Genomic DNA, 17,809 nt, shown 5'->3' with positions numbered 1-17,809 from the left:
CCGGGGCCCGGCCGTGCCGTGGCGACCCCGGCTCGGACGGCTCAGGGGCTCGGACGTCTCAGGCGGGCTCTTCGGTGACGTGGGAGTCGGTGAGTGTGAGTGCTCCGCTGGCCGCGATCAGGCCGACGACGACCGCCAGCACGGCGTAGGTGATCCGCTCGGCGTGGAAGAACGACGCCACCAGGGCGTCGCTCCAGGTGCCCGCGGGCAGCCGGGTGGCGACCAGCGCGGCGATGAGGGTGCCGACCACGGCGGTGCCGATGCTGGTGCCGACCTCCTGGGCGGTGTCGTTGAGCGCCGTGCCGATCGACGTGCGGTTGCCCGGCATCGCGTCGACGAGCGCGATGGCGCAGATCGTCATGACGGTGCGCAGTCCGACGGTCATCACGACCATGCAGACCGCGATCGCGCCGTAGCCGTGGTCGACGCCCCAGGACAGGCCGGCCAGTGAGGCGGCCAGGCAGGCCGCGCCGACCAGGCAGGCGATGCGGTGGCCGAACCTTCCCGCGAGCCACTCGGACAGGGGAGTCGCGACGATCATGGTCACGATGATCGGCAGGTTCGCCAGCCCGGCCCGTACGGGGCTCCACCCGTAGGCGTACTGGAAGTGGAGGATCAGCCCGAACATCACGGCGGCCATCGCGATGGCCGTGCCGATCTGGGCGATGGCTGCGCCGCGGACGGTGCCGTCGGAGAAGAGGCGGAGGTCCAGCATCGGCGACGCGCTGCGGCGCTCGTGCCACACGAACGCGATCCCCGCGATGACGGCACCGAGGACCGATGCGAGTGTGCTCGTGGAGAGCCATCCGTGCTCGACGCCGCTGGTCAGCGAGTAGCAGGCGAGGCCGATCGTGGTGACGCTCAAGCCGGCGCCGGGAAGATCGAGCTTGTCGTGGGTCAGGTCCTGCGGCCGGTCGGCCGGGACGCCGAAGCGGACGCCGATGGCCGCGATCAACGCGATCGGGGCGTTGACGACCAGGAGCCATTGCCACTGGAAGTGGGCCAGGGCGGTGCCGCCCAGCAGCGGGCCGAGGACGAAGCCGGACATGCCGACGACGATCATCAAAGTCATCGCGCGCATGCGCAGCGCTTTGTCGTCGAACAGCCGGAAGACCAGCGAGTTGGTGATGGGGGCCATCGCCGCCGCGGCGATGCCGAGGCCGGCCCGCAGGGTGATGAGCTGCCCCGCGGTGGTAACCGCGACGACGGCCAGGCTCAGCAGGCCGAACACCGCCAGGCCGGCCAGCAGCACACGCCGGCGCCCGAGCCGGTCGGCCATCGATCCCGCCGTCAGGAGCAGGCCGCCGAACGTCAGCGAGTAGCCGCCGGTGACCCACTGCAGCGCGGTCGTGCTGCTGCCGAGGTCCCGGCCGATCGTGGGCAGCGCGATCGAGAGCAGTGTGTTGTCGACCATCTCGACGAAGAAGGCCAGGCAGAGCGCGGCCAGGGGTATCCACGCCGCGCGCAGGGACGGATAGGTGCGCGATGCGGCGGGCGCTGGGGCGGTCGTGGTCATGGCGGGCCTCCTCTCGGGACGCCGTCGACTATGGAACGGCGTTCGACTATGGAACGGTGTTCTACGATAGAACGCAGTTCGATAAATACGCAAGCTGTGATTGGATGGATGTCATGACAGGCCCGCGAACACGACCCGCCGATCGCCCTTCCCGAGGGCGGCAGCGGGCCTCGCACTCCATCGAGGCCGTTCTCGGGGCGGCGGTGGCCCTCCTCGACGAGGCGGGCGAACAGGCGCTGACCCTCCGTGCCCTCGCGACCCGGCTCGGCACCGGCGTCGGCAGCATCTACTGGTACGTCTCGGGCAAGGACGACCTGCTCGACCGCGCCATCGACCACGTGCTCGGCGGAGTGCTGACCGTGATCGAGGGGCAGGCCGACAGCGACGATCCGATCGGCGACCTGCGCATGATGGCCCTCGCCCTGTTCGACGCGATCGTGGACCGGCCGTGGCTGGGCGCGCACTTCATGCGCCGCACCGACGTCCAGGGCAACTCGTTGAGGCTTTTCGAGAAGCTGGGGCAGCAGACTCTTCGACTCGACCTCACGCCGCGGCAGCGCTTCCACGCCGTGTCGGCGGTCGTGGGCGTCGTGGTCGGCAACGCCGCCGACATGGGGCAGGAACCGCCCCAGGAAGTGCTCGACGGCGTCGTCGACCGCGACGAGTTCCTCGGCCGCTACACCGAGACGTGGCGTGCCCTCGACGCCGAGGAGTTCCCGTTCGTGCACGACATCGTCGAGGAGTTCGACGGGCACGACGACAAGGAACAGTTCCTCGCCGCGCTGGACCTGACCCTGGCGGGCCTCCGCCTCCGGGCCGGAGCCTGACGCCGTCCACCAGCGCGCATCGGCGGTGCCGATGGGGGTATCGGCGGGACGCCCCGGTGGGCCGTGGCCCGGCAGGGTGAGCCGCTCCTACCTTCGGGGCATGACCTCCACCACCGCAGTCGAGAACAAGGGCGCCGGCCAGCTCACCGCCGCCATGATGCTCTCCGGGACCCTCGGCGTCTTCGTCGTCGAGTCCGGGGGCTCGCCGTTCAACGTCGTCTTCTTCCGCGTCCTGTTCGGGGCGCTCGCCCTCGGCGGCTACGCACTGGCCCGGGGCTACTTCCGGAGCCACGGCTTCACCCCGCGCACGCTCGCACTCGCCGCGCTCGGCGGGGTGTTCATCGTCTTCAACTGGGTCCTGCTCTTCCAGTCGTACGAGAACACCTCGATCTCCGTCGCCACCGTCGTCTACCACACCCAGCCGTTCTACGTGGTGCTGCTGGGCGCCCTGCTCTTCCGGGAACGGCTCACCGCAGCCAAGGCCGGCTGGATCGCGCTGGCCTTCGCCGGCCTGGTCCTCGTCGCCGGTGTCTCCCCGGCCGACTTCGCGCACGGCGGCGCGTATCTCACGGGCATCGGGCAGGCGCTCCTCGCCGCGCTCCTCTACGGCCTCTCCACCTTGGTCACCAAGCGCATCACCGGCGTCCGCCCGCACCTCATCGCGCTTGTCCAGGTCGTCGTCGGCATCCCGCTGTTGCTCCCCTTCGCCGACTTCGGCGCGATGCGGGGGACCGGCGCGGACTGGGGCTGGCTGATCGGGCTCGGAGTCGTCCACACGGGGCTGATGTACGTCCTGATGTACGCCGCGTACGCCAAGCTCCCGACCTCGAAGATCGCGGTGCTCGCCTTCACCTACCCGGCCGTCGCGATGGTCATGGACTGGGCGGTCTACGGCCACCACATCGGCTTCGTCCAGGCCCTCGGCGTCCCGCTGATCGTCACCGCCGGCCTGAAGGTGACGCTTCCCGGGAAGACCGAGAGCGCCAGGAGCATCATGGCCCGCCGGATCGCCGAGAACGCCTCGCTCACGCCTGCGGGCCGGACTCCTCGGACACCAGTTGCCGCGCCCGCTCCACGAACAGCCGCGCGTGGGACGGGAGCCGCTTCCCGGCCCGCCAGGCCAGTTGCGTCCGAAGCGTGAACGGCGGCTCCCAGTCCAACCGTACGAGCGTGCCCCGCTCCAGTTCGGCGGCGACCGTCACCTCGGGCAGCAGCGCGATCCCGAGGCCGGCCGCCGCGGCGCGTTTGGTCGCCTCGATCGTGCCGAACTCGGTGAAGTCGACGGAGGAGCCCTCCGGGAGGCGGGAGTTGAGCTCCCGCTCGAACAGGTCCCGGTAGGCGCAGCCGGGTTCCGTGGCCAGCAGCGGACGGTTCGGGAGGTCGGCCGTGTCCGGTGCCGTGCCGGCGAGCGGATCGCCGGGGGCGGCGACCAGCGCGAGGGGTTCCTCCGCGAGCACCGCGACCTCCAGACCCGCGTGCTCGGTGTCCTCCTCCATCAGGAAGCCGACGTCGTACGTGCCCTGGCGCAGGGCCTGCCGGGTCTCGTCGCCGATGGTCGTGCGCAGCGACAGCCGCACCCGGGGGTGGCGGTGATGGAAGAACTCCATGAGCGGCAGCAGCCGGTACGAGGTGAGGGACTCCATCGTGCCGACGGTGAGCGTTCCGGAGGGCTCCTCGGCGCCGACGACCGCGGCCCGCGCCTCCTCCGTCAGCTCGATGATCTGCCGGGCGTAGGGCAGCAGCCGCTCACCCGCCTCGGTCAGCCGGATCCTGCTGCCCAGCCGGTCGAAGAGCTCCGTGCCGAGCGAGGACTCCAGGGCGCGGATCTGGCTGGTCACACTGGACTGCGCGTACGTCAGTTCGCCCGCGGCCCGGGTGAAGCTCAGCACGGTCGCGACCTTCTCGAAGGTCACCAGCAGGCGCAGCTCCACGTCAGGACTCCTCGTCGGACCTGCTCTGCTCCTCGCGTCGCTTCAGTTCCTCCTCGCGGCGGCGCAGGTCGGCCTCCCAGTCCTTCAAAAGCGCCTCGTCCTTGCGGTTCTCGGCCTTGAGGGACTGGAGGAACTCGGGGTTGTCGTCGGGAGCGACGAACGCCGTGCGGTGGTTGCGGTGCCACTCGGACGGCGTGGAGCCGCCCGACGGACCACGGCGGTTGCGGCCCGCGACCAGCCAGGCGATGGGACCGACCAGCACCTCGCCGAACAGCAGGATGATGATGACCCAGACCACCTTGGGCAGGCCCCTGACCTCCTCCTCCGGCGTGTTCAGGCAGTCGATGAAGGCGTAGATCCACAGCGCCAGGACCAGCAGGAACGGCAGATACCTGAGCATGGCCGAACGATCCCCCAGTGAGCGACGGCGGGGCGGCACAGGCCCCCCGGTGACGGGCACAGGGTAGCGGGTGGCCGATACTTGGACACATGGCTTACGACGATCTTCGCTCCCTGCTCAGGGCGCTGGAGCGCGAGGGAGACCTCAAGCGCATCAAGGCCGAGGTGGATCCGTACCTGGAGGTCGGGGAGATCGTCGACCGGGTGCAGAAGGCGGGCGGGCCCGCGCTGCTCTTCGAGAACGTGCGCGGGTCGGCGATGCCGCTCGCGATGAACGTGTTCGGCACCGACCGCCGCCTGCTGAAGGCCCTCGGCCTGAAGTCGTACGCCGAGATCTCCGACAAGATCGGCGGACTGCTCAGGCCCGAGCTGCCGCAGGGCTTCGTCGGCGTGCGCGAGGCCTTCGGGAAGCTCGGCGCGATGACGCACGTACCGCCGAAGAAGGTCAAGGACGCGCCGGTGCAGGAAGTGGTGCTGCGGGGTGACGACGTCGATCTCGACGCGCTGCCCGCGCTGTTCACCTGGCCCGACGACGGCGGCTCCTTCTTCAACCTCGGGCTCACCCACACCAAGGACCCCGAGTCCGGCATCCGCAACCTCGGTCTCTACCGGCTCCAGCGGCACGACAAGCGCACCATCGGCATGCACTGGCAGATCCACAAGGACAGCCGGAACCACTACCAGGTCGCGGCCCGCAGGGGCGAGCGGCTGCCCGTGGCGATCGCCTTCGGCTGCCCGCCCGCCGTGACGTACGCCTCCACCGCCCCGCTGCCCGGCGACATCGACGAGTACCTCTTCGCCGGGTTCCTCCAGGGCAAGCGGATCGAGATGGTGGACTGCAAGACCGTGCCGCTCCAGGTGCCCGCGAACGCCGAGGTCGTCATCGAGGGCTGGCTGGAGCCGGGCGAGATGCTGCCCGAGGGGCCGTTCGGCGACCACACCGGGTTCTACACCCCGCAGGAGCCGTTCCCGGCGCTGACCATCGACTGCGTGACGATGCGGAAGCGGCCGCTGCTCCAGTCCATCGTGGTGGGCCGGCCCCCGACGGAGGACGGACCGCTGGGCCGGGCGACGGAGCGGTTCTTCCTGCCCCTGCTGAAGATCATCGTGCCGGACATCGTGGACTACCACCTGCCGGAGGCGGGCGGTTTCCACAACTGCGCGATCGTCGCGATCGACAAGAAGTACCCGAAGCACGCCCAGAAGGTGATGCACGCCGTCTGGGGGGCACACATGATGTCCCTGACGAAGCTCATCATCGTCGTCGACGCCGACTGCGACGTCCACGATCTGCACGAGGTGGCCTGGCGCGCGCTCGGCAACACGGACTACGGACGTGACCTCACCGTCGTCGAAGGCCCGGTCGACCACCTCGACCACGCCTCCTACCAGCAGTTCTGGGGCGGCAAGGCAGGCATCGACGCAACGAAGAAGTGGCCCGAGGAGGGCTACACCCGGGACGGCGGCTGGCCCGAGATGGTGCTGTCCGACCCGCAGACGGCGGCGAAGGTCGACCGCCGTTGGAAGGAGTACGGGCTGTGAGTTCAGCTTCCGCGGCGCTTCCGCAGCCGGGCCGCACCAAGGCGTTCCTGCGCCTCGTCATGATCGAGCACTCGGTGTTCGCGCTGCCGTTCGCGTACATCGCGGCGCTCACCGCGATGTTCGAGGTCGACATGAACATCCACTGGGGCAAACTGCTCCTGGTCACCGTCGCGATGGTGGGCCTGCGCACCTTCGCCATGGCGGCGAACCGGATCATCGACCGCGAAATCGACGCCCGCAACCCCCGCACGGCCCAGCGTGAACTTGTCACCGGCGCGATGAGCGTGAGGCACGCCTGGACGGGTGCCCTGGTCGCCCTGGTCGTGTTCCTCGCCGCCGCCGCCCTGCTCAACCCGCTCTGCCTGGCGCTGGCGCCCATCGCGGTCATCCCGATGGTCGTCTACCCGTACGGCAAGCGGTTCACGAACTTCCCGCAGGCCATCCTCGGTCTCGCCCAGGCGATGGGCCCGATCGGCGCCTGGATCGCCGTCACCGGCACCTGGTCCTGGGATGCGGTCGTCCTCGGCCTTGCGGTCGGTGTCTGGATCGGCGGCTTCGACCTGATCTACGCCTGCCAGGACGTCGAGACCGACCGCGAGATCGGTGTGATGTCCGTGCCGGCCCGGTTCGGCATCCCGGCCGCGATCCGGGGCGCGCGGGTCTGTCACGCCGTCACGACGGCGCTCTTCGTCTGGTACGGAGCGGCCACCGGCGCCGGCGCCTTCTTCTGGCTGGGCCTCGTGATCGTCGCGGGCGCGTTCCTCTACGAGCACTCCATCGTGAAGCCGCACGACCTGAGCCGGCTGAACCGGGCGTTCTTCCAGGTCAACGGCTTCATCGGGATCGCCCTGTTCGTGTGCGCCCTGCTCGACCTGCTGGTGCGCGGGCTGACGGTCTGACCATGGCCGGTGGCCGGATAGGCTCGACATCATGAAGCCAGGACAGACGCAGCGCCGGCCTTGGATCGTGGGGGTCTCCGGCGCGTCCGGTACGCCGTACGCGGCCGCGGTGCTGCGTTCGCTGCTGGATGCGGGGGAGAGCGTCGACCTGGTCGTCAGCAGGGCCTCACGGCTCACGCTGCTCGACGAGACCGGCCTCGCGTTCCGCGACGCCCACTGGCGGGCCGATCTGCGCGCGTGGCTGGAGCGGGGCGCCGACGGCAAGCCCGGCACCTTCGACGTCCCCGAGGAACATCTCGACGGCGTACGGCACTGGAGCGCGGGTGACCTGGCGGCGGGCCCCTCGTCGGGCTCGTATCCGGCCAAGGGCATGCTGATCGTGCCCGCGTCCACCGCCTGTGTGGCCGGAGTCGCGCTCGGTCTCTCCAAGGATCTGCTGCAGCGGGCCGCGAGTGTCACCCTCAAGGAGGGGCGCACGCTGGTCGTCGCCGTACGGGAGACCCCGCTGAACGGGCAGACACTGCGTCACCTGGTCTCCCTGGACGACGCGGGAGCCGTGGTGCTGCCCGCCTCGCCGGCGTTCTACGCGGGGGCCACGCACATCCAGGACCTGGTGGACTTCGTCGCCGGACGGGCCCTCGACGCGGCGGGCGTCGAACACGGCCTGTACCGCCGGTGGAAGGGCGAACTCGGGAGCGGCTCCCGGGACGCCGCCACCTGACCTCTCACGACCTCTCGAACTCTCACGACTTCTCAGACCTTTTCAGCGGAAGGCTCGATCGCATGGACGCGGTGGACAGGCAGCTCATCCAGGCCCTGAGAGAGAACGGCCGGGCCTCCTACGCGGAGCTGGGGCGCCTCGTCGGTCTGTCGGGACCCAGTGTCACCGACCGCATCAACCGGCTGGAGACGGCCGGCGTCATCACCGGGTACCGCGCGACGGTCGACTCGGCCTCGCTCGGTCTCGGCGTCACCGCCCTGATCGGCATCTCGCTGTCCGACGCGGCCGACCACGAGGACGTCGCCCACCGGCTGCGCGACCTCAGCGAGATCGAGGACTGCTGGTTCATCGCGGGCGACGACTCGTTCATGCTCAAGGTGCGCTCCAGCGACGTCGACGGACTGGAGAAGACCATCCGGCGGCTGTCCGGGACCAAGGGCGTCTCCCGGACCCGTACGACGATCGTGCTCTCCACGAAGTGGGAGAACCGGGTCGGAGAGCTGCCCGAGGAGGACTAGGCACACCCCGAGGCGCGAAGGCCCTGGTGGGGGGCCGTTCGCCCCAAGGGCGGGGGAGTACGGTTGGCAGCGTTCGTCACAGGGAGAGGTAATCGCATGGATGTCGGGCTCAAGCGCGAGCTGGAGGACAAGGTCCGGGCCGGTGAGCGGCTGACCCGCGAGGACGGCATCGCGCTCTACGAGTCGGACGACCTGGCCTGGCTCGGCGGGCTCGCGCACGAGGTGCGCACGCGCAAGAACGGCGACGTCGTCCACTTCAACGTCAACCGTCACCTCAACATGACGAACGTGTGCACGGCGTCCTGCGCGTACTGCTCGTTCCAGCGCAAGCCGGGCGAGAAGGACGCGTACACGATGCGCATCGAGGAGGCTGTCCGCCTCGCCAAGGCGATGGAGGGCGAGAACCTCACCGAGCTGCACATCGTCAACGGCCTGCACCCCAGCCTGCCCTGGCGCTACTACCCGCGCTCGCTCAGCGAGCTGAAGAAGGCCCTGCCGGACGTCTCGCTGAAGGCGTTCACCGCGACCGAGATCCACCACTTCGAGACCATCTCCGGGCTGTCGGCCTCGGAGATCCTCGACGAGCTGATCGAGGCCGGTCTGGAGTCGCTGACCGGCGGCGGCGCGGAGATCTTCGACTGGGAGGTCCGGCAGCACATCGTCGACCACCGCACCCACTGGGAGGACTGGTCGCGCATCCACCGCCTCGCGCACGAGAAGGGTCTCAAGACCCCGTGCACGATGCTGTACGGGCACATCGAGGAGCCCCGGCACCGGGTCGACCACGTGCTGCGGCTGCGTGAGCTCCAGGACGAGACCGGCGGCTTCCAGGTCTTCATCCCGCTGCGCTACCAGCACGACTTCGTGGACATGAAGGACGGCAAGGTCAGGAACCGCCTCCAGGCGCGCACCCAGATGGCCACCGGCGCCGAGGCGCTGAAGACCTTCGCGGTCTCCCGGCTGCTGTTCGACAACGTCCCGCACGTCAAGGTCTTCTGGGTCATGCACGGCGTCCAGACCGCCCAGCTCGCGCTCCAGCACGGCGCCGACGACATGGACGGCTCGGTCGTCGAGTACAAGATCACGCACGACGCGGACAACTACGGCACGCCGAACAAGCTGACCCGCGAGGACCTGCTGGACCTCATCAAGGACGCCGGCTTCCGGCCGGTGGAGCGCAACACGCGGTACGAGATCATCCGCGAGTACGACGGACCGGACGCGGGACGCCGCGAGGCGCCGCAGCCGATGCGGGTCTGACGGTATGGCGCTGCTCTTCGAGCTCGACCCGGCCGTCACCCCTGAGCTCAGGGACGGTGTCGTCGGCCTCTGGGTGGACGTCTCGAACGCGGGCGGCTCCGTCGGCTTCGTGCCGCCGGTGGCCGCCGGCGACGTGCGCCCCGAACTCGTGAAGCACTTCGTCGCCATGGCGGAGGGCCGCACCCGGCTGCTGGTCGGCCGGGACGAGGAGGGCGGCGTCGCCGCGACCGCCTTCCTCACGCACAACACCCACCGGCTGATGTGGCACTGGGTATGGCTGTACACCGTGATGGTGCACCCGCGGCACCAGGGCAAGGGGTACGGCCGGGACCTGCTCACCGCCGTCGAGGAGGCCGCGGGCCGTCTCGACGGCGTCGACGCGATACGCCTGACCTGCCGGGGCGGCCAGGGCCTCGAGCGCTTCTACACCTCCTGCGGCTACAAGGAGGTCGGGCGGGTGCCCGGCGCGATCCGGGTCGCGCCCGGCGACGACCGGGACGACATCACGATGCTGCTGCCCCTCGCCGTCCGCGGCTGAGGACCCGCTGCAAGATCGCTGTCCGGGCGTGCTTCACTGGACGGAGTTCTGTGGGACCGTTCGGAACGGAAGAGTGGATTGAGATGCTCCGCTACACACTGATGCGCCTTGGGATCTTCGTGGGCTGCCTCGTGGTCGTCTGGGGCCTCGTCTACTCGGGCGTCGCCCCCCGCGGCCTCGGCGACTCCAACTACATGTGGGTCGTCCTGCTGGCCCTGGTGATCTCCGCGCCGATCAGCTTCGTCGTCCTGCGCGGCGCCCGCGACCGCGCCTCGGAACAGGTCGTCGCCCGTGTCGACCGTGCCAAGGCCAACCTGGAGCGCAACCGCAACCAGGAGGACGCCCTCCTGGACGAGACCGCCGCCCAGGGCACCCCGCACCAGGCCTCCTGACACCGCCGTGCGTCCGGCCGCGCCGCGCGCCCTCGTAGGCTGGGCGCATGGGTGCTGTGAAGAACAAGCGGATGCCCCGCGCGGTACGCGAACAGCAGATGCTGGACGCGGCCGTACGGACCTTCGGGCAGCGCGGGTACCGGGCCGCGTCGATGGACGAGATCGCCGAACTGGCGGGCGTGTCCAAGCCGTTGGTGTACCTGTACCTGAACTCGAAGGAAGACCTGTTCACCGCGTGCATCCGGCGTGAGGCCAAGGCGCTCACCGACGCGGTCCGCGCCGGCGTCCGCCCCGAACTGCCCGCCGACCGCCGACTCTGGGAAGGGCTGCGGGCGTTCTTCACCCACACCGCCGAGAACCCGGACGGCTGGGCGGTCCTGCACCTCCAGGCGCGTACGCACGGCGAGCCCTTCGCCGCCGAGGTGTTCGCGATGCGCGAGGAACTGGTCCGCTTCGTCACGCAGTTGATCGTCGTCGCCGCGCGCGAGGCACACCGCGACCCGTCGCTGCCCGCGCGGGAGGTCGCCGGGCTCGCGGAGGCGCTCGTCGGCGCCGCCGAGTCGATGGCCGCGTGGGCCAACGCCACCCCGGGCGTCTCGGCCCGGCAGGCCGCCGCCACCCTGATGAACTTCGCCTGGGCGGGACTCGGCACGCTCATGCAGGGCCGCCCCTGGTCCCCGCCGGCCCCGGCGATCCCCTCCCAGACCACCGCGGAGATCTGACCCCTCCGGCCCGCGGGGCCCGTTCGCGCCGGACGGGGTCAGGCCTGACCCCACCGGCGCAGCGCGGGGGCCACCCGCTCGCGGCCCACCCGGTAGAGGGACTTGGCGCCGCTGCGCGCGGCCCGGCGGATCACCGTGCGCACCTGACCTCCGCCGCCCGCGTCCGCCGTGAGCGTCAGCGGCCTGCCCTTCTCGTCGAGGCCGTTGCGCTCCAGGATGCCGGCGAGATAGGCCCCCGCCCGCTGCGGCGAGTAGTACGGCCGCAGGGTCGGCAGCCGGCCCGCCGACCCGAGCGCGGTGACCCGGGCGCGGGCGAGGGCATACGGATCGCTCTTGCCGATGCCCTGCCGCGCCGCCCAGGCCGGGTCGACGCGGGGCGTCGCGCCGGCGTCCAGGTCGTCCCAGGAGGCGAGGCAGCCCGAGTGCACGAAGTAGTGGTTGCCGTGCGCCTCGCGGACCCCGAAGTCGGTGAGGATCGCGGTCGGGATGCCGCGGTGCATCGACTCCATGGCGGCCGTCGAGCTGACGGTCACCAACAGGTCGGTGCGGTCCAGGACTTCGCCCATGTTGCCGTAGACGAGACGCAGGTTGCCCGGGGCCGGCTCGGTCATCCTCTCGATGAGGAGCTGGTACGGGTCGGCCTCGACGTGCGTGGTGTGCTCGCCGGGGAGGCTGCGCAGTTTCATCAGCACCAGCCGGTCGGGGTGCCGTCGCGCGTGGGCCGCTGCCCGCTCCAGGAGCTCGAGCCGGGACACCCGGCCCTTGGGCACCGACGGCTGGACGGCGAAGGTGAGCGTGAAGGGCCGCTCCGCGGACGGCGCGTACGGCTCCCCGCCGAGGAAGGGCAGGGCGCACTCCACCACCGAGCCGGGGTCGACGCCGACGCTCGCGAACGCTTCGCGGAAACGGTCCGCGTCGTAGGCGCTGTTGGCGAGGACGAGGTCGGTGCCGGCCCGGGTCATCAGCCCGTCGACCATCTTCTCGTACACGACCCCGACGTATCCCGTGACGGTGACCGGCCGTGCCTTCCCTTCCCACGCGATGCCCAGGCCGTGGGTGAGCGCGAGCGTGGTGCCTCCCGCGGTGGCCAGCACGAGCACGTCGGCGGCGGCGAGTTCCTCGTCGTCGACCAGCTCCGCCACCGTGACGTCGCGCCGGGTGTCCGGCACGATGCCGATCTCCGCCAGTTGGCGCTCCGTCGGGGTGGCCCGGGTGAGCAGGAAGAGGGCGTCGAGCGTGTACTCGGGAGCAATCTGCCGGGCGACGGACGCTCCCCACTTCCAACGGGTGTCGGAGTCGGCGATGACGGCGATTCGTCTGGGGGTCATGCTTCGGGTGCCTTTCCTGGCGGCGGCCGAGGGTGGACCGAGGCTAGGAACGGTGTCTGAGGGTGGGATGAGGGGCTGCTTGAAGCCACCTTGGTGCCCTGGGTGTGAACTGTGAGAGCTTTCTCAACGCAGCTCTCTCATCTGCTGGTTGGCGAAAACGGGAAGGCGTGACGGGGGCTTTCGCCGTGCACTGTTCGCCCGAAGTTCACGCGTCTCGCGGCCGCGTCGGGCGTACGTCGCCGGTCAGATGGACCCGTCCTCCCGAGCGGAGCTCGAACTCCGGCCCCCGTGCGGCGTACGTCACCGCTCCGGGCAGCGGCACCGGCGCCCTGAACTCGGCCCGCACATCGACCGCTTGTCCCGGTCCGTACTCGGCGAGGCAGCGGGCGACCGTCCACATGCCGTGCGCGATGGCGCGCGGGAAGCCGAAGAGGCGGGCGGTGAGGGGGTGCAGATGGATGGGGTTGCGGTCTCCGGAGACGGCACCGTAGCGACGTCCGACGTCCGGACCGAGCCGCCACTCGGCGAGGGCGGGCAGCGTCCCGGAGTCCGGCCGGGGGGCGGGGGCCTGGCGGTGCACCGGGTCAGGGTCCCGGCCGTGGCCGTGACCGTGACCGTGGTCCGGGTTCGGATTGCGGTGGTGGTCGTGGGGTTGGGCGGGGTCCTTGTCGGGGTTCCGGGGGCGATGCCGGGCCAGGTAGGTGCTTCTCGACTCCCATACGAGCGTGTCGTGGACCCGTGCCTCGGTCAGCACGGTTGCCTCCGTGCCCCGCCGGTGCGGCGCCAGCCTCTCCACCAGCACCGCGAGTTCGTACTCCGCGTTCGCCGCGCACTCCCGGTGCCGGGTGATCTCGATCGAGGTGTGCACCAGTCCGAGCAGCGGAAGCGGGAACGCGCGCCCCGCCAGGATCCGCATCGCCAGCGGAAAGGCGAGCACGTGCGGATACGTGACCGGCAGGGCGTCCGCGCCGGTCGGGAACCCGCACACCCGCTCGTACGCGGCGAGATGGGCGAGGTCGATCCGCACACCGGAGAGGACGAGCCGGGTGGCGGGGACGGGGGCGTCCGGGCGGGGCCGTTTGAAGGGGGAGAGCAGGGCGCCGCGGGCCAGCAGCGGGACGAGCGAGGGGGCGGCGTCGAGGGTGTGCGTCCGCGGCTCGGGGCGGACGGGCGGCTGAGTGCGCATCGGAGTCTCCAGGCGGACGGGGAAGGTGCGGCTCTCGGCGAGTGGGGCGGCGCGGGGTTCGGCGAGCGGTGGGGTGCTGCGAGTTCCGTGAGCGGGCGGTGCGGCGCGGGGTTCCGCGAGCGGGCCGTGCTGTTCTGCGCCGCGGCGGAATTGTCCGGCCCATGGGGCGACCATGAGGTGACTCTGGAGTAAGTTACCGGGGGTAAGGCTACGTCAGGGGGAGGGCGGGGGTCGAGATGGGGTGGGGCGATCTCCCGGGGGACGGCCCGTCCGGGGGTGAGGTCCGGGGCCTTCGGAGTGCCGGCGTCGGGTGTCCCGGCTTCGGGGTCACCGGGGCTGCCGGCGCCGAGAGTCATGGCCCGGCAAAGGGCACAGCTACCCCGGGTAACCCGCACTTCACCTGCGGCAATGCGTCACAAACCCCACACTTCGGCGCCGTAGGATCCCCGTCTCACCGGGTTGCCGAGACCCCTGAACCCCCCACTCCCCAGGGCCGTATGAGATGGCGCGCCGCCGCGCTCCGCTGAGCCCGAACACGCCTTGCACCCGCCCCGGCCCTCCGGCCGACAAGGAGCCGCCCCGTGTCCAGCCCCTACTCGTCCGACTCCGCCCCACCCCTGCCGGAGCCCGAGATCAAGCGGCTGGACGGTGTCGTGCGCGAGGTCGCGATGCCGCCGATCGCGGGCCAGGTGACGCACGGCTCCCTCGCGGACATCCCGTTCGACAACGCGGCCGCGGCTCCGCGGGAACCGGTCCTCAGCCGGAAGACTCCGGACGGCGAAGGCTGGCGGGACGTGAGCGCCGCCGAGTTCGCGGACGAGGTCCTCGCGGTGGCCAAGGGGCTGATCGCGGAGGGGCTGGTGCCGGGCGACCGGATCGCGATCATGGCCCGGACGACGTACGAATGGACGCTCCTCGACTTCGCCGCCTGGGCCGCCGGCCTGGTCACCGTGCCTGTCTACCCGACCTCCTCGGTCTTCCAGACCCGCTGGATCCTCCAGGACTCGGGGGCCGTCGCGCTCGCCGTGGAGTCCGTGGCGCAGGCCGCCGCGCTCGGCCCCGAGCGCCCGCACATCCCCGATCTGCGGCACATGTGGGTCTTCGAGAAGGGCCATGTGGAACGCCTCGCGGAGCTCGGCCGCGACGTCCCGGACCAGGAAGTGACCGTACGGCGTGGGGTGCTGGGCCCGGACACCCTCGCCACCCTGATCTACACCTCGGGCACCACCGGCCGCCCCAAAGGCTGCGCCCTCACCCACGGCAACTTCTTCGCCGAGGTCGACAACGCCGTCGAGCTGCTCTACCCGATCTTCAAGGCCCGCTCGCAGGACCCCGCCTCCACCCTCCTCTTCCTCCCCCTCTCACACGTCTTCGGCCGCATGGTGGCCGTGGCCTGTCTGCGCGCGCGGGTGAAACTCGGTCACGCGCCCAGCCTCCAGACCGAGGAACTCCTCGCGGACCTGGCCTCGTTCAAGCCGACCTTCCTGCTCGCCATCCCGTACGTCCTGGAGAAGGTCTTCAACACCGGCCGCGCCACCGCCGAACGGATGGGCCGCGGTTCGTCCTTCGACCGGGCGGCCCGGATCGCCCAGAAGTACGGCGAGGCCGTCGAGGCCCGGCAGCACGGCACGGGTCCCGGCCCGAGCCGGTCCCTCCGCACCGCCCGCGCCCTCTACGACCCCCTGGTCTACCGCCGTATCCGCAACGCCCTCGGCGGCCGGGTCCGGCACGCCATCTGCGGCGGGTCCCCGCTCGGCCGCCGGCTCGCCGCCTTCTACGCGGGAGCCGGCATCGAGATCTTCGAGGGGTACGGACTCACGGAGACCACGGCCGCCGCGACGGTCACGCCCCCGCAGAAGCCGCGCCTCGGCACGGTGGGCCGGCCCCTGCCAGGCACCCGGGTGCGGATCGCCGCCGACGGGGAGGTGCTGCTGTGCGGCGCACAGGTCTTCCGCGGCTACTGGGATCCGCACGCGGGCGGTGTCGTCGACGCCGCCCCGGACGGCTGGTTCGCCACCGGTGACATCGGAGAACTGGACGATGGCGGCTATCTCGCCATCACCGGCCGCAAGAAGGAGATCCTGATCACCGCGGGCGGCAAGAACGTCGCCCCGGCGCCCCTCCAGGACTTCCTCCGCTCCCATCCGCTGATCGCCCAGTGCATGGTCCTCGGGGACCGCCGCCCCTTCGTCTCCGCCCTCATCACCCTCGACCCCGAGGGCATCGCCCACTGGCGCCGGATGAACGGCAAGCACCCTGTTCCCCCGGAACTCGTCATGGACGACCCGGAGTTGCTGGCCATCCTCCAGCGCGCCGTGAACGAGGCCAACCGGCATGTCTCGCGCCCCGAGTCCATCCGCCGCTTCACCGTCCTGCCCGTCGACTTCACCGAGGCGGCCGGCCACCTCACCCCGTCCATGAAGCTGCGGCGCGCGGCGATCGAGAAGGACTTCGGCAGAGAGATAGAGGCCCTGTACGCGACATAGCCCCCACGGGACGGCGAAAGGCAGGAGCCCCGCTACCGGCTGGTGCGGGGCTCCTTGGGTACTGCTATCTGTTCCGGATCAAAGCTTTGGGCTCATGGAGCCGCAGGCTTAGAGCGGAGTGACGTTCTCCGCCTGCGGGCCCTTCGGACCCTGCGTGACGTCGAAGGAAACCGACTGGTTCTCTTCGAGCGAACGGAAACCGTTCGCGTTGATCGCGGAGTAGTGGACGAAGACGTCCGGGCCGCCGCCTTCCTGGGCAATGAAACCAAAGCCCTTTTCGGCGTTGAACCACTTCACGGTTCCGGTAGCCATAAGCCCTCCTTGGGCCCAAAGGGTTGCCCTGCTCCAGAACCTGCGATTGTGTAAACAACTGCATACGTCTGAAAACGACGAGAGCCCGCGGTCACATGCTCCGCAGGCTCTGTACTGCAAGGGAAACCAAACTGCAACTTGCGGCGAGCCTAGCACGCAGGCAGCCGAAAGCAATAGAGGCAAAGATCACGTCATCCGGACGGGTGCTTCGTACGGGTGTCAGGGGTCTGACGTGCGTCGACTCCGGGGTGTCACGACGGTTGACACGAGGCATCGGGAGGGTTTCCACCCGCACAGCCGACCCTGGAGCCCGCCCGCTACCGGATGGGGTCTAGCCTCGCGATGTGGACAATTCTCGCACCCGGCCGCGCGTCGGCCACATCCAGTTCCTGAACTGCCTGCCCCTGTACTGGGGGCTCGCGAGAACGGGCACGCTCCTCGACTTCGAGCTCACCAAGGACACCCCCGAGAAGCTCAGCGAGAAGCTGGTGCGGGGGGACCTCGACATCGGGCCCATCACGCTCGTCGAGTTCCTCAAGCACGCCGACGACCTCGTCGCCTTTCCGGACATCGCCGTCGGGTGCGACGGACCCGTGATGTCCTGCGTGATCGTCTCGCAGGTCCCCCTCGACCAACTGGACGGCGCCCGCGTCGCCCTCGGCTCGACCTCGCGCACCTCCGTGCGGCTCGCCCAGCTCCTGCTGGCCGAAAAGGTCGGGGTGACGCCCTCGTACTACACGTGCCCGCCCGATCTGAGCCTGATGATGCAGGAGGCCGACGCCGCCGTCCTCATCGGCGACGCGGCGCTGCGCGCCAACCTGCTCGACGGGCCGAAGTACGGGCTCCAGGTGCACGACCTCGGCGCGCTGTGGAAGGAATGGACGGGCCTGCCGTTCGTCTTCGCCGTGTGGGCGGCCCGGCGCGACTACCTGGAGCGCGAGCCGCTCGTCACCCGCAAGGTGCACCAGGCCTTCCTCTCCTCCCGGGACCTCTCCCTCGACGAGGTCTCCAAGGTCGCCGAGCAGGCGGCCCGGTGGGAGGAGTTCGACGAGTCCGTCCTGGAGCAGTACTTCACGACGCTCGACTTCCGCTTCGGCGGCCCGCAGCTCGAGGCCGTACGGGAGTTCGCGCGCAGGGTCGGCTCGACCACCGGGTTCCCGGCGGATGTGAACGTACGGCTCCTGCAGCCATGAGACGCCGGCCGCCTCGGTCCCCGTAGTTTCGGGGCAGGG

At 70.5% G+C, this 17,809-nt stretch carries 18 protein-coding genes; 12 read left to right on the top strand and 6 right to left on the bottom strand.

Features of this window, described 5'->3' with window-relative positions; all coding sequences use genetic code 11:
- Positions 1–58: 58 nt before the first annotated feature.
- On the bottom strand, positions 59–1,516 hold the full coding sequence (locus ACWEBX_RS19655; RefSeq protein ID WP_451886100.1) for an MFS transporter: 1,458 nt from the start codon (positions 1,514–1,516) through the stop codon (positions 59–61).
- Positions 1,517–1,695: 179 nt separating this feature from the next.
- Between ACWEBX_RS19655 and ACWEBX_RS19650 the strand changes: the two genes are divergently transcribed.
- Together ACWEBX_RS19650 and ACWEBX_RS19645 are read left to right on the top strand one after the other, a co-directional pair.
- Complete coding sequence (locus tag ACWEBX_RS19650; protein ID WP_451886120.1) at positions 1,696–2,343, top strand: TetR/AcrR family transcriptional regulator; 648 nt, start codon at positions 1,696–1,698, stop codon at positions 2,341–2,343.
- Between the two features lie 100 nt (positions 2,344–2,443).
- Positions 2,444–3,484 carry a DMT family transporter gene (locus ACWEBX_RS19645; RefSeq protein WP_451886099.1) on the top strand — a complete coding sequence of 347 codons (1,041 nt, stop codon included), beginning with the start codon at positions 2,444–2,446 and terminating at the stop codon, positions 3,482–3,484.
- Here the strand turns inward: ACWEBX_RS19645 and ACWEBX_RS19640 are convergent.
- The gene (locus tag ACWEBX_RS19640) at positions 3,369–4,274 is read right to left on the bottom strand and encodes a LysR family transcriptional regulator (protein ID WP_451886098.1); all 906 of its coding nucleotides are present in this window, start codon (positions 4,272–4,274) and stop codon (positions 3,369–3,371) included. The genes ACWEBX_RS19645 and ACWEBX_RS19640 overlap by 116 nt on opposite strands.
- A 1-nt stretch (position 4,275) precedes the next feature.
- A complete protein-coding gene (locus tag ACWEBX_RS19635) occupies positions 4,276–4,674 on the bottom strand; it encodes a PLD nuclease N-terminal domain-containing protein (protein WP_451886097.1) in 399 nt (132 codons plus the stop codon).
- A gap of 89 nt (positions 4,675–4,763) precedes the next feature.
- On the opposite strand from ACWEBX_RS19635, the gene ACWEBX_RS19630 reads away from it, so the two are divergent.
- From ACWEBX_RS19630 to ACWEBX_RS19595, 8 genes are all read left to right on the top strand, one after another.
- Positions 4,764–6,215: a menaquinone biosynthesis decarboxylase gene (locus ACWEBX_RS19630; RefSeq protein ID WP_451886096.1), complete on the top strand. Its 1,452-nt coding sequence runs from the start codon at positions 4,764–4,766 to the stop codon at positions 6,213–6,215.
- Complete coding sequence (gene mqnP / locus ACWEBX_RS19625; RefSeq protein ID WP_451886095.1) at positions 6,212–7,114, top strand: menaquinone biosynthesis prenyltransferase MqnP; 903 nt, start codon at positions 6,212–6,214, stop codon at positions 7,112–7,114. The genes ACWEBX_RS19630 and mqnP overlap by 4 nt, the downstream gene beginning before the upstream one ends.
- A gap of 31 nt (positions 7,115–7,145) precedes the next feature.
- On the top strand, positions 7,146–7,835 hold the full coding sequence (locus tag ACWEBX_RS19620; protein ID WP_451886094.1) for a UbiX family flavin prenyltransferase: 690 nt from the start codon (positions 7,146–7,148) through the stop codon (positions 7,833–7,835).
- Positions 7,836–7,897: 62 nt separating this feature from the next.
- Positions 7,898–8,353: an Lrp/AsnC family transcriptional regulator gene (locus ACWEBX_RS19615; RefSeq protein WP_451886093.1), complete on the top strand. Its 456-nt coding sequence runs from the start codon at positions 7,898–7,900 to the stop codon at positions 8,351–8,353.
- A 96-nt stretch (positions 8,354–8,449) separates the two neighbouring features.
- Entirely contained in the window at positions 8,450–9,613 is a 1,164-nt protein-coding gene (mqnE, locus tag ACWEBX_RS19610) for an aminofutalosine synthase MqnE (protein ID WP_451886092.1), read from the top strand.
- A gap of 4 nt (positions 9,614–9,617) precedes the next feature.
- Positions 9,618–10,151, top strand: coding sequence for an N-acetyltransferase family protein (locus tag ACWEBX_RS19605; RefSeq protein ID WP_451886091.1), 534 nt, complete (start codon positions 9,618–9,620; stop codon positions 10,149–10,151).
- Positions 10,152–10,234: 83 nt separating this feature from the next.
- Positions 10,235–10,543 carry a DUF4229 domain-containing protein gene (locus tag ACWEBX_RS19600; RefSeq protein WP_451886090.1) on the top strand — a complete coding sequence of 103 codons (309 nt, stop codon included), beginning with the start codon at positions 10,235–10,237 and terminating at the stop codon, positions 10,541–10,543.
- A gap of 47 nt (positions 10,544–10,590) precedes the next feature.
- Positions 10,591–11,265: a TetR/AcrR family transcriptional regulator gene (locus ACWEBX_RS19595; protein ID WP_451886089.1), complete on the top strand. Its 675-nt coding sequence runs from the start codon at positions 10,591–10,593 to the stop codon at positions 11,263–11,265.
- A gap of 38 nt (positions 11,266–11,303) precedes the next feature.
- Here the strand turns inward: ACWEBX_RS19595 and ACWEBX_RS19590 are convergent, their stop codons facing one another.
- Both ACWEBX_RS19590 and ACWEBX_RS19585 read right to left on the bottom strand, forming a co-directional pair.
- The gene (locus ACWEBX_RS19590) at positions 11,304–12,593 is read right to left on the bottom strand and encodes a DUF6716 putative glycosyltransferase (protein WP_451886088.1); all 1,290 of its coding nucleotides are present in this window, start codon (positions 12,591–12,593) and stop codon (positions 11,304–11,306) included.
- A 205-nt stretch (positions 12,594–12,798) separates the two neighbouring features.
- Entirely contained in the window at positions 12,799–13,779 is a 981-nt protein-coding gene (locus ACWEBX_RS19585) for a MaoC/PaaZ C-terminal domain-containing protein (protein WP_451886087.1), read from the bottom strand.
- A gap of 581 nt (positions 13,780–14,360) precedes the next feature.
- Here ACWEBX_RS19585 and ACWEBX_RS19580 point away from each other — a divergent pair.
- Positions 14,361–16,265 (top strand): AMP-dependent synthetase/ligase, encoded by a 1,905-nt coding sequence (locus ACWEBX_RS19580; protein WP_451886086.1) that lies wholly within the window; start codon positions 14,361–14,363, stop codon positions 16,263–16,265.
- A gap of 108 nt (positions 16,266–16,373) precedes the next feature.
- Here ACWEBX_RS19580 and ACWEBX_RS19575 read toward each other — a convergent pair whose 3' ends face one another.
- A complete protein-coding gene (locus ACWEBX_RS19575; protein WP_037627265.1) occupies positions 16,374–16,577 on the bottom strand; it encodes a cold-shock protein in 204 nt (67 codons plus the stop codon).
- Positions 16,578–16,921: 344 nt separating this feature from the next.
- On the opposite strand from ACWEBX_RS19575, the gene ACWEBX_RS19570 reads away from it, so the two are divergent.
- Entirely contained in the window at positions 16,922–17,770 is an 849-nt protein-coding gene (locus ACWEBX_RS19570) for a menaquinone biosynthetic enzyme MqnA/MqnD family protein (RefSeq protein WP_451886085.1), read from the top strand.
- The last annotated feature ends 39 nt before the right edge of the window (positions 17,771–17,809 follow it).

The organism is Streptomyces sp. NPDC005070 (assembly GCF_053600395.1).
The sequence above is the reverse complement of the archived record's forward strand: the minus strand, read 5'-3'. Positions and strand labels throughout refer to the sequence as shown.